This is a genomic window from Aggregatilinea sp. (genome assembly GCF_036822615.1).
GTDB lineage: Bacteria > Chloroflexota > Anaerolineae > Aggregatilineales > Aggregatilineaceae > Aggregatilinea.
In genome coordinates, this window is record NZ_DAISHJ010000141.1 from 1 (window position 1) to 12,095 (window position 12,095).

The 12,095-nt window shown below is 61.2% G+C and carries 12 protein-coding genes and 1 pseudogene; 10 read left to right on the forward strand and 3 right to left on the reverse strand.

The annotated features are described in order from the left end of the window. A pseudogene (locus V7116_RS23105) lies at positions 1 to 438 on the reverse strand (hypothetical protein); the annotation flags it as partial. Beyond that, complete coding sequence (locus V7116_RS23110) at positions 422 to 1,189, reverse strand: ParA family protein (RefSeq protein WP_324394351.1); 768 nt, start codon at positions 1,187 to 1,189, stop codon at positions 422 to 424. The pseudogene V7116_RS23105 and the gene V7116_RS23110, both read right to left, overlap by 17 nt. A 324-nt stretch (positions 1,190 to 1,513) precedes the next feature. On the opposite strand from V7116_RS23110, the gene V7116_RS23115 reads away from it, so the two are divergent. The 6 genes from V7116_RS23115 (at position 1,514) to V7116_RS23140 (ending at position 7,024) form a co-directional block, all read left to right on the forward strand. Further along, positions 1,514 to 2,188: a DedA family protein gene (locus V7116_RS23115; RefSeq protein ID WP_324394352.1), complete on the forward strand. Its 675-nt coding sequence runs from the start codon at positions 1,514 to 1,516 to the stop codon at positions 2,186 to 2,188. Positions 2,189 to 2,278: 90 nt separating this feature from the next. Next, a complete protein-coding gene (locus tag V7116_RS23120) occupies positions 2,279 to 2,800 on the forward strand; it encodes a bactofilin family protein (protein ID WP_324394353.1) in 522 nt (173 codons plus the stop codon). A gap of 157 nt (positions 2,801 to 2,957) precedes the next feature. Next, a complete protein-coding gene (locus tag V7116_RS23125; RefSeq protein ID WP_324394354.1) occupies positions 2,958 to 3,485 on the forward strand; it encodes a bifunctional nuclease family protein in 528 nt (175 codons plus the stop codon). Between the two features lie 110 nt (positions 3,486 to 3,595). Next, entirely contained in the window at positions 3,596 to 4,966 is a 1,371-nt protein-coding gene (dnaB, locus tag V7116_RS23130) for a replicative DNA helicase (RefSeq protein WP_324394355.1), read from the forward strand. A 56-nt stretch (positions 4,967 to 5,022) separates the two neighbouring features. Further along, a complete protein-coding gene (locus V7116_RS23135) occupies positions 5,023 to 5,727 on the forward strand; it encodes a DnaD domain-containing protein (RefSeq protein WP_324394356.1) in 705 nt (234 codons plus the stop codon). Between the two features lie 37 nt (positions 5,728 to 5,764). Continuing rightward, the gene (locus tag V7116_RS23140; protein ID WP_324394357.1) at positions 5,765 to 7,024 is read left to right on the forward strand and encodes an ATP-binding protein; all 1,260 of its coding nucleotides are present in this window, start codon (positions 5,765 to 5,767) and stop codon (positions 7,022 to 7,024) included. 81 nt (positions 7,025 to 7,105) lie between these two features. Here the strand turns inward: V7116_RS23140 and plsY are convergent, their stop codons facing one another. Further along, positions 7,106 to 7,735, reverse strand: coding sequence for a glycerol-3-phosphate 1-O-acyltransferase PlsY (gene plsY / locus V7116_RS23145; RefSeq protein ID WP_324394358.1), 630 nt, complete (start codon positions 7,733 to 7,735; stop codon positions 7,106 to 7,108). Between the two features lie 231 nt (positions 7,736 to 7,966). Between plsY and V7116_RS23150 the strand changes: the two genes are divergently transcribed. The 4 genes from V7116_RS23150 to V7116_RS23165 form a co-directional block, all read left to right on the forward strand. Next, a complete protein-coding gene (locus V7116_RS23150) occupies positions 7,967 to 8,407 on the forward strand; it encodes a response regulator (protein ID WP_324394359.1) in 441 nt (146 codons plus the stop codon). Positions 8,408 to 8,506: 99 nt separating this feature from the next. After that, positions 8,507 to 9,526 (forward strand): SH3 domain-containing protein, encoded by a 1,020-nt coding sequence (locus tag V7116_RS23155; RefSeq protein ID WP_324394360.1) that lies wholly within the window; start codon positions 8,507 to 8,509, stop codon positions 9,524 to 9,526. Between the two features lie 174 nt (positions 9,527 to 9,700). Further along, entirely contained in the window at positions 9,701 to 11,068 is a 1,368-nt protein-coding gene (locus tag V7116_RS23160; protein WP_324394361.1) for a HEAT repeat domain-containing protein, read from the forward strand. A 1-nt stretch (position 11,069) separates the two neighbouring features. Next, positions 11,070 to 12,095, forward strand: a 1,026-nt coding sequence (locus tag V7116_RS23165; RefSeq protein ID WP_324394362.1) for a LysM peptidoglycan-binding domain-containing protein, incomplete at its 3' end; no start/stop codon positions are given.

Here is a 12,095-nt window from a genome sequence, read left to right on the forward strand (position 1 = left end):
CATCGGCTCGTCGTCGGGCACATCTTCCGCGTCGGTCGCATCGTCCGGCCACACCTCGACCAGATCCGCCATCTCCGCCAGCACGGGCAGGATGCGCGCTTCCGGGTCGTCTTCGTCCGCTTCCGGCGGCTCGTCCGCGAACAAATCGTCCGTTTCTGTAGTCTCGTCCGGCACGGCGGCGATCTCGGAATCGTACGCGGCATCGGGCGGATTCAGCTCGTCTGGTGCGGGCGCCTCATCCTGTTCCAGCTCGCGCTGCCACGCCGGGATCGCTATCCCTTCTTCGGGTGCGCCCATCGACAACAGGGCGTCCGCCTCATCCTCCGTCAGGTGCAGCGGCTCCACGTGTGGCGCGTCCGCCGGATGTCCGGTCAGGATTTCGCGCCCCCGCCCGCGCAGCGACGCGCGTGCCCGCCTGCGATCACTCTGCCCGCTCACGCACCATCTCCTCGGCCAGCGCACGATACGCCTGCGCAGCGGGGCCATCCGGCGCATAGTCCAGCACCGGCTGGCCCGTCAGGGGCGCTTCTACGGCGGCCTCGTCGTAAGGAATCACCGTCTTGAACACCTGCGCTCCAAACACGTCCCGCAGTTCGTCCATCACTTCCCGCGCATGCTCCGATTCCGACCGGTACAGCGTGCCGAACAGGCCGAGCACCGCCAGCCGCGGATTGAGCGAGGCGCGCATCCGATCGGCGCTGTCGAGAATCGCCCGTACCCCGCGCATCGCAAGGTAGTGGCACTGCACCGGGATCAGCACATCGTCCGCCGCCGCCAGCCCGTTTGCGGTCAGCACCCCCAGGCCCGGCGGCGTGTCGATCAGGACCGTGTCGAAGGGAATCCGGCTGCGGTCCAGCGCATGTCGCAGGCGTACAGCGCGATCGGGCGCGCTGCTCAGGCGAATGTCCGCCACAGCGAGATCGATGTTGGCCGGGACGAGCGCCAGCCGCTCACCCACGCCGACCAGCACCCTCGCCAGCGACGCATCCGGCGTAGACAACAGCGAATACACCGTGTGCCGCAGCGCGTACGGATCGATCCCGAACCCGGCGGTCAGCCCTCCCTGCGGATCGAGGTCGATCAGCAGCACGCGCTGGCCGCGTCGCGCCAGGGCCACGCCCAGATTCAACACCGAAGTCGATTTCCCGACTCCGCCCTTCTGGTTTGCGATCACCAGCGTTCGCGCCATAACTCCCTGCCTGAGAGCGTGATCAACAACGGCGCCACCCTGCCGATCCCCTTACCGCAAACAGCCTCCGGCACCGATCTCTTTCTCCACGAACAAGACCGGCCCTGGGGAATAACGGGGATCCGTACGCAAGCTGAATGTGCTCCGCTGGCTGCATTATAGCATGGCCGCGCCTCGCCACCCCACGCAGACCGCCAGCCAATTTCGCTCAGTTTTTTTTACAAATCCCTTCTAGTTTGGCCTATATTCTTATGGTACACTGGCGCACTTTCGCGTCATGGACGGCCCAAGAAACAAACCAGTCAGCCTATCAAGGACAAACACATGGCAGAAATCCTGGACCAGATCCGCATCATCATCGAACAGATCGTCTCCACCCTCGGCTATCCCGGCATCACGTTCGTCATGTTTGCGGAAAACATTTTTCCGCCCATTCCCTCCGAATTGGTCATGCCGTTCGCCGGGTTTCTCGTCGTCGATGGAAACTTCAGCCTCGTCGGCTCGATTGTAGCAGGCACACTCGGCTCAGTGATCGGCGCGATCGTGCTCTACTACATCGGCGTCTGGGCGGATGAGCGGGTGATCCGGTCATTCCTGCGGCGGTATGGGCGTTACCTCACCGTATCGGAAAGCGAACTCGACCGCGTATTGGATTTGTTCGGGCGCTACGGCAGCGCAATCGTCTTCTTCGGACGCCTCATCCCCATCATCCGCAGCCTGATCTCGCTGCCCGCCGGGATGAAGCGAATGCCCCTGCCCCGATTCCTGATCTTCACGACTCTCGGATCGAGCATCTGGACTACCGTCCTGACCGTTAGCGGCTACTTCCTGGGCGAAAACTGGGGAGATATCCTCGGTTATGTGGACAAGTACCAGAAGGTCACGCTGGTTGTGCTGGCCTTTGTCGCGGCGGGCTATGTCGTGATGCGCCTGCGCGATCGCCGCCTGAATCCGCCAGAGACCCCTGTCACGCGCCGCGCCGAAGCTCAATACGACTGAGCACCGCGCACCAGAGCGACATGGCGTTGCCAGCGCGGATACAATCGACTATAGTTCGAGTAGCGTGGGGCAGCATCGTGGAGAGCACGCATGTCGATTTTTGGTGGACGCAAACAGGATGAGCCGCCGGCGGCACGGCGCGAGCAAAAATCATCGCCGCCTAGCCCGTCGGCGCACCATCTTTCCGGGTTTGAAACCGTGCTGGGAGCCAGCACGACCCTGTACGGGGATCTGAAATGCCGGGCTGATATCCGCCTGGATGGGATTTTTGAAGGCACCTTGGAGATCGACGGCAACGTGCTGGTCGGTGAAACCGCCAAGATCACAGCGGACATCCACGGCAAAAATGTCTCGATCGCCGGAGCGGTACGCGGCAACGTCAGCGGAAAGCGCGTTCAGCTTCTGCGGACGGGCCGTGTATGGGGCGATATCAGCGCGTCGGCCATCACCACCGAAGAAGGCGCGTTCATCGACGGCAAAATCAAGATGGTAAGCCACGAAGCCGGGCAGGATTACGATCTGTCGTCGCTGCCCCTGCCCGACGAGATCGAGCCAGATCAGACCGGCTTGCCCGGCGCTATGCCGCAAGAAGAAACGTCTGAGGTGGGCTAGCAGCACGAACCATCGTCATGACACAGGCTGTGTAACGGGTCGGCACAGCCCGCCAGATCGCTTTGCTGAGCACGTAAACTCGATGGTATAATCAAATCTAGTTGACCGACCGCCGTCATCACCCAGCCGGAATTACAGATATTCCAGGAATCCTTTCATGATTAAAGTCAATATCGACAGCATCCGCGTGAGCTTGATGTCGCAGCTCCGCGTCGTCATTCTCAAAGATCCGGTTAGCAGCAAGTACCTGCCGATTTTCATCGGCCCGTGCGAAGCGGAAGCCATCGCCGTCAAGCTGCAAGGTATGGCTATGGAACGCCCGCTGACGCACGACCTCATGAAGTCTATCCTCACCGAGCTGGGCGGTCAGGTGAAGCACATCGTCGTCAACGATCTCCGGCAAGATACCTTCTTTGCCCAAATTGTGCTGGACCTAAACGGCGAAACCCATCAGATCGATTCACGGCCCAGCGACGCGATTGCCCTGGCCGTGCGCCTCGAAGTACCAATCTATGTCGAAGACTCCGTGATGGAGCGGGCAGGCATCATGCCCGACGAAGAAATTGACAGCGAAGCAGCATCCAACGCGGAAAATCAAGAAGGCTCCGGCCATCTGAGCATTTTCGAGGACTTTGTCGAATCGTTGGATCTCGACGACCTCGACTCGGAAGACGACGAAGAGTAGCTTTTCTCGATCGTTTACCTGAAACAGACGGGGCTGCTCCAATTGAGCCGCCCCGTTTTTAGCATCATTGTGCCTTAGACATACGTCTCGTTCATGCACCAAAAGGCATCATGAGCCAACAAGACCCGATCTTCGCGCAGCCCGATCGACTGGCCCCGCACAGCGTAGAAGCGGAAGAAGCGCTGCTGGGGTCCATCCTGATCAACCCTAACGCACTGAACGATGTCGCGTCCTTTTTGCAGGCCGACGATTTTTTCATTGTGCGCAACGGGTGGGTCTGGGAGACGATCCAGCGCCTGCACGAGCGCAACGACGAAATCGACTATGTGACCGTCGTCGAGGAACTGCGCCAGCAGTCGCGCCTGGAAGAAATCGGCGGCGCAGCCTATATCACCTATCTGATCAACCATACCCCGTCGTCCATCTATGCTGAGGCGTACGGGCGCATCGTCGAGCGTGCGGCGCTGCGCCGCCGCCTGTTGTCCTCGGCCAGCGAAATCGCGCAGCTTGCGCACGAAGAAAGCGCGGACATCAACGAAGTCGTGGACCGTGCCGAAGCGTCGTTGTTCGCCGTCACCGAGCGGCGGCTCATGCGCGAGCTGGTCCCGATGCGTATCGCCATCAGCGACTACTACGACCGCATCGAAAATCTCTACGAGCGGCGCGGCGAGCCGCTGGGCGTGCCGACCGGCTTCAGCGATCTCGACCACCTGCTCGGTGGTCTGCAAAAATCCGACCTCGTGATCGTCGCGGGCCGTCCCGGTATGGGTAAGACGTCGTGGCTGCTGACTACGGCGCTCAACGCGGCGCGTCTGGGCCGGGCGCGCGTCGCCATCTTCAGTCTCGAAATGAGCAATGAGCAGATCGTCCAGCGCCTCGTCTCGTCCGAGACGGGCATCAGCACGCACAGCCTGCGCCTGGGTGAGCTGGACGAACGCGAGTGGGCGCTTTTTGTCGAAGCGACCGCCAATCTCAGCAGCGTACAGATCTTTCTGGACGACACCCCTGCCCTGTCGCCCCTCCAGATGCGGACCAAATGCCGCCGCCTCTACAGCGAACACGGGCTGGATCTGGTCATGGTGGACTACTTGCAGCTTATGACCGGCGGCGCGGGGCACAGCGAAAACCGAGTGCAGGAAATCAGCCACATCTCGCGTAACCTGAAGCAGATCGCCCGCGAGCTAAACGTGCCGGTGCTGGCGGCTGCGCAGTTGTCGCGCGCGGTCGAGCAGCGCCAGGACAAGCGCCCGCAGCTTTCGGACCTGCGCGAATCGGGTAGTATCGAGCAGGACGCGGACATTGTGCTCTTTATCTACCGCGACGAGGTGTACAACGAAAACACCGAGCGGCCAAACCAGGCAGACGTGATCGTCGCCAAACACCGTAACGGGCCAACCGGAACGATCACGCTCTTCTTCCGCAAGGAACTGACCCAGTTCTCCAATTTGAAGAAGATCGACATGGACCTGGCCGGGTTCTAAAGCCACCGGGCATCCAACAACGGATAGAACAGCGAGCCGGGGCGAGGGGACACCTGATGCGAGTATTTAGCGGATTTCCACCGGGCAAGACACGCACGGTGGCGCTGCCGAACCTGTTTTTTACCGAGTTACTGCAAAGCATTGACGATCTGGCGGAAATGAAGCTTACGCTGTACTGCTTCTGGGCCCTGCACCAGCAGGACGGGCAGTACCGCTATGTCATCCGCCGCGAAGTGCTGGACGATGCCGTGTTTCTCGGCGGCATCGACACTGATGCGGCCAAAGCCCGCGAGCGCACGCTAGAAGCCTTCGAGCGTGCGACGGCACGCGGCACGCTGCTGCATGTGACGGTCGAAGGCGTGGCCGCGCCGGAAGATCTCTATTTTCTGAACACGACGCGCGGGCGCAATGCCATCCAGGCCATCGAGCAGGGCCGCTTCACCTATGGCGGTCGAGACTGCCCCGTTGCACTGGTTGTGGAACGCCCTAACATTTTCGCGCTGTACGAACAGAACATCGGCTCGCTGACGCCCATGATCGCAGAACAGCTCAAGCAGGCCGAAGACGAGTACCCGGCTGAATGGATAGAAGAGGCGATCAGACTCGCGGTCGAGCGCAATGCCCGCAACTGGCGGTACGTCTCGGCCATCCTCAACCGCTGGCAGACGGAAGGAAAAGATGGTGGACAGCCTACACAACCAACTGAGGCGGATCACTACCGGTATATCCGTGGGGAATACTCAGACATCATCGACTACTAGCGGCGCTAACAAGGACATCTGTCCCATCTGCGGCGGCATGGGATATGTCACGCATGACGTGCCGCTCGACCATCCGCACTTTGGCAAGGCGTTCCCGTGCGTATGCCAGCAGGAAACCATCGCCGCGCGGCGTAACACGCGCCTGCGCGAGATGAGCAATCTCAGCGCCGTTGCGGACAAGACATTCGACTCATTCCTGCTAGATCTGCCCGGCTTTAATGAGTCGCAGCTTTCGACGCTGCGTGCAGCGCATAGTCTCGCCCTAGACTATGCGCACAATCCCCAGGGCTGGCTGCTGTTTCAGGGCACCTATGGCAGCGGGAAAACGCACCTTGCCGCCGCCATTGCCAACGAAGTACTTGCGCGGGGCCAGGACGTGATCTTTATCACAACGCCCGACCTGCTCGATCATTTGCGCTCCACCTTTGGTCCCGATTCCAACGTGGAGTATGACGATCTATTTGAGCAGGTGCGCGCCACACGACTGCTGATCCTTGACGATCTCGGGGCGGAAAGCCCGACCGCCTGGGCGCAGGAAAAGCTCTACCAGTTGATCAATCACCGCTACTTGAACCGCTTGAACACGGTGATCACAACTAATGTTGAGCCGGAAAACATCGATCCGCGCGTGCGCAGCCGCTTGATGGATCATCATCTCACGCGTCCGATCAACCTCAACGTCCCCGACTTCCGCGCCGCCGCGCCGCTGCCCGAACAAAGCCCGATTTCCGGCCTGAACCTCTACGGCGACATGGTGTTCGAGACGTTCGATCTGCGCCAGGGCGACCTCGTTCCGAAGGATCGCCACAACTTGCAGGAAGCCTATGACATCGCCCTGTCCTATGCGAAAGATCCGGATGGCTGGCTAACCCTCATGGGCGGATCGGGCTGCGGCAAGACGCACCTCGCGGCGGCCATCGCCAACTACCGCGCGCGCCTGGATGAACCTGCGATCCTCGTCACCGCCTCCGATCTGCTCGATTATCTGCGTGCCGCGTTCGGGCCGAGCAGCAGCACGTCCTATGACAAACGTTTCGCGGAACTGAAGTCGATCCCTATGCTGGTCATCGATCAGCTTGATCTCACCAACCCATCACCGTGGGCGCTGGAAAAGCTGCGCCAGATCGTCAACCACCGCTATGTGGCCCGTCTGCCCACCGTCTTCACCACGGCGCAGGAGTTCGCCACGCTCGATCCGGTGATCCGCAGCCGTCTGGCCGACACGCGCCGCAGCCACGTCTTTCTGATCACCGCGCCGGACTACAAAGGCGGCGGGCGGCGCTATCCCGGCTACTAATGCACTTCACGGCACTCAGCCAGCAAAAAAGCCCGGCCAATGATGCGCCGGGCTTTGGTTTTAAATGGAGAGAATGGAAGGTTAAACGCGGTCGCCCAGGCGGCGTTCCTTGCCCGCCAGGAGATTATAGATGTTGCTGCGGTGACGAATGAAGATCATCCACGCCACGAACAGGTACAGGCTGTAGACCGGCTCCAGCACGTTCAGGCCGATCAGAACCAGGATTGCCACCGCCGCCGCTGCGACCGAGGTCAGCACCGCCAGCGACACGTAGCGTGTCAGCAGCACAACCGCCGCCGCCACCGCCAGCACGATGACCACCAGGAACGTGGGAGCCAGCAGCAGGAACGTCCCGCTGGCGGTCGCCGCCCCCTTGCCACCCTTGATGCTGCCGGTGATGATCGTCGCCAGGAACGACCAGTTGTGCCCGGCCACCACGGCCACCGCGGCCAGCACGCTCGCTGCCGCCGTATTATCGGGCATCACGGCACGCGCCAGCAGCACGGCCAGCACGCCCTTCAACCCGTCCCAAAGCCATACCAGCGCGCCATATTGAATGCCGCAGGCCCGCGCGACGTTGGTCGCGCCCATATTCCCGCTGCCCACCTTGAAGATATCGACCCCCTTCACCTTACCGACGATATACGCGGTCGGGAACGAGCCGATGAGATAGCCAACGACGATAATTGCAACGATGATGACCAGATCCATACCACACTCTCCAAAAAGCTGCGGGTTCACACTCTAAGAAACACGCGTAACCAATACAGGATACGATCTAATTTCCCCAATGTGCATTACAGTATTCTGAAATTCATAAAAAAACTTGCCTCTATCCGGGGTCAACGTTAAAAACAACATTACGCGTGGAGTGGAGTACTACGCGAGCAAACCGAGCTTTTCCCCATTTGCATCCGACATCAAGATAGGTGAAGTCGTCGCGTGAATACGGATTCTATCAGTTTCTCGCCCACGATCACAGTCGTTGATGACGATCCCAGCCTGCTGAATGTGATGACAATGCTGCTTCAGCACATCGGGGCAGTGCCGATCACATTCCCGGATGGCGTTTCGGCGCTCAATCATCTCAAGCAAAATACGCCCGACCTCATTATTTTGGATTTAATGCTGCCGGATATCAATGGGCTGGACGTACTGCGTATCGTGCGCCGAATGCGCCATCTCGACTATACGCCCGTGCTCATCATGACCGCCTACGCCGATCCCGACTTCGTCCGGCAGGGCATGGAGCTGGGCGCAGACAGCTACGTGACCAAACCTTACCTTGCCAACAGTCTGATCGACCACGTACGACTGCTGCTGAAGGTCGGTCGCCGCCCGTCGAAATCTAGCCCGCCGCCCAGCCTAGACAAATCGTCCTGACTCCCTCAGCGCGTCAATTGCCGGGTTTTCGCAGGGACGTTATGATATGCACAGAGAAGCCCATTTACTGTTGACGCGCGTGAGGGGAGATAGTGCAGTATGCAGATGCGTCCTTGGTGGACCCTGTTACTTCTCGTCTGCCTGATCCTTCTGGTGACGGCCTGCGAGTCGAACGAAACTCAGACGCCGTCGCCGCAAGCCCAGGGTGATGTGGCGCTGAACCAACCGACCCGAACCGTGAAGCCCATCGTAAGTTTCACGCCTCGATTCACGGCGACCCCCCTGCCCAGCACCACACCGTTCCCATCACAAACGCCGCAAGCGACCGCTACCCTTGCACCGCCCACGGCCACGCTCAGCCCAACTCCGTCACCGACCGCGACGGCGTCCGGCATCATTCAGTCCAACCAGAGCGTGAATCTGCGCGATGGTCCCGGCGCGGATCAGCCAGTGGTCACTGCCGTCGCGCCGGGCACGGAGGTCGGCGTGCTGCGCACCAAGACGGATGACGCGGGACGCACATGGTACGAGATCGCCATTGAGGACGACGACGGCAATGTTCAGCGCCTATGGGTGCGTGGCGACCTGATCGAGACGAACTTTGACGATATCGTCGCGGGGCAGGCCGCTGCCGAGGTCGAAGATACGACTGACGAACCGGATAACCGGACGCCGCCGACCCCCACCGGGCCGACGCGCACCCCGGGCGCGACACCCGTCGCGGGTGCAGTGAAGATCCTGGCCTACTGTGAGCAGAAAGTCGTCCGGCCCCCAACGCCCACCACCAATGACGAAGTGTACATCGAGTGGAGCTGGTACGTCGCGGCTGAAGACCTGATGCAGCAGCACCTCGATAATGCGCGCTATGAAGTCAGTCTCGACGGCAAGCCGCTGCTTGACTGGGATCAGTACGCCAGCGACACCCGGCGCGAGCAGGGTCGCTGGATCGTGTACTGGTACTACCCGGTGGGCCGTCTGGAAGCGGGCGAGCATACTGTGACGTATCACCTCAGTTGGGATGAAGCGATCACCGACGGCTACGACGACTTTGGCCCCGGCACGTCCACAACGACGAACGACGGCACCTGTACTTTCACCGTCAACGAGGCCACACCCTAGCGAGCCACTTCTTTCCGCAGTACGCGCCACCCAGACCAGGCTCCGATACGGGGCCTGGTTGCGTGTTGGCAACCCATCATGCCCGATCCTCCCCAAAGGTCACTTTCGCTCAACAAAATCTTAACATATGATAGTACCTGCGCGGAGGATGGAGCCGGATGAGGATGTCAAGTTATGGCAGCACCCGCACGTGAGGAGCTGGTCGAACGTCTGCACGATTCAAAAGCACGGGTTCGGCGTCAGGCGGTGCGCAAGCTGGCCGCGACACGCGATCCTTCTGTGATCCCCCTGTTGCGAACGGCATATATGAGCGACGAAGACGACAGCGTGCGCGACGCGGCGCACGAGGGTCTGTCCATGTTCAGAGCGATGGAATCGGGCGGTTCGAGCCGGTCGTTTCCGGTCAGTGATGTCGTTCTGAGCCGGGCGCTGCGCGTGCTGCTGATCCTGTTCGTCGTATCGCTGTTGGCGAACGGCGTGTTGATCGGCATCAACGCATTGGGTGGCGACGGTGAAAGCGACGAAACCACCACGCCGCGTACCGAACTGATCGATGCGTTCAGCGTGCGGCTCGATCAAGCCGCCGAAGACGCAAAATCCCTGCGTGCTGAAATCGAGCATCACAACGAAACCGACGAGGTCGTCTGCGCCGCGACGTTCAGCCGCCCCGAGCCGTATCTGCTCAGCGATGCGGACCGCAGCGCGTACTCCGATTTGGCCGCCATCGCAGACAGCTTCAACCCCGCCCTGACTGAGCTTCAGCAGGCGCAGGCGGCCTGGGACACGATCTGCCAGCAGCAAACAGCCTCGCTCATCCAGGGCATTGAGGCGCTCAAACACCTGGATCATGTGGAAGCCGTCGTAGACGCGACACGAGTCGCGCTCGACACGGCCATGCAGGCGCCAGTCTTCACGCCGACTCCGCCGCCCACCGCCACGTCAGCCCAGCCAGATATATCCGCAACCGAAAGCGCCGTCGAGCCAGAAGCCCCGGCGACGCTGGAGCCCGGCGTCACGCCGACCGGTGCGCCGCCCAGTGCCGCGCCTACACTGCCCCCAACACCCGCGCCGACCGGCACACCGACCATCACGCCAACGGTCACGCAGACGCCCCTGCCGTACCCGAACCTGGACTACGACACCATTCTGCGCCAGCTTTCGGACCGTCTGGTCATCGTTGGCGATTTGCAAAATTCGTACCAGACGGGCATGATCGACTACTGGAAACGCGCCCTTCAGGGTCAGGCCGTCAGCCTCACCATCTGCACTTTCCCTGAATGGCCGGACTATTTCTTCTGGAACGATGCGCAGCGCGCCGAACTTGAACGCACCGATGTGGCCGATCCGGAGTTGGAACAGGCCGTAACGTTCGTCAACGCCGGGTTAGACAGCGCGCTGCCTGCACGTGAGCTGTTTGAATCGTCATGCCAGTCACAAACATTAGCCAGCACTGCCGATCAGGGTCTTTCCCTGGCGGAACAGGCCGTTTCGGACTTCTCCGACGCGCAGAAATTGATCGAGCAAATTCGCGGGCGGCCCTAAGATGAACGTGCGGAACCGGCGCGCGAGCCTCGTCGCTGCCCTCATCGTCGTCGTCCTGCTGCTCGCAAGCGTATCCCGCACAGCGGCGCAAAGCGGAGATCCGGTCAACCAGCCGTCCGGCGGTGTCACGATCCACATCGTACAGCGCGGCGAGAATCTATTCCGCATCGCCATGCAGTACGGTACGACCGTCGATGCGATCAGCGCCGCCAACGGCATCACCGACCCGCGCCTGATTGCGGTCGGCCAGCGCCTGCTCATCCCCAACGCGCAGGTCAATGCCACTGGCGCGCAGGTGGTGCACGTCGTCCAACCGGGCGACACAATCGATACGCTCACCCGCGTCTATCACACCACCGCCGCCGAACTGGCGGCAGCGAACTCGCTCACAAATCCGCAGCAGATGTACATCGGGCAGGTCTTGAACGTCAGCCAGGGCACAGCCACGGCGGATGCGTCCGTCTCTGGCGTGCCCTACCGCGTCGCGCCCGGTGACAATCTCTTCCGCATCGCGCTCGACCATCACATTACGCTGAATACGCTGCTCGAAGCCAACGATCTCACCCTGCCCGCCACTCTGTTCCCCGGCCAGCGGCTGTGGATTCCCACCACCAGCGCAACTGAGGCGGTCGCGGATCTGCCCCTGCCGTTCGGAGCTTTGGCGGTGCTGCCAACGCCGCCCGTGCAGGGCCAGACGGTCGAGGTTCACGCCGCGCTGACCGGATCCGGCACGGTCAGCGGCACGTTCCTGGGCAATCCGCTCGTGATTCTGTCTCAGGATGGCGTGAATTTCTACGCGTTGGTCGGCATCGACCGTTTCACCCAGCCCGGCATTTACCCGCTCGTCCTCAGCGCCGCCGGGCAAGACGGCACACAAAGCACCCTGACCCTGCGCGTTAAAATCGACTCCGGCGGCTACGGCTCGGAAACGATCGATCTGGAAGCGGCGATGCTGGACCTGCTGAACCCGACGATCACCGAACCGGAATGGCAGCGTTTGGTGTCCGTCACCAGCGCCTATACCCCC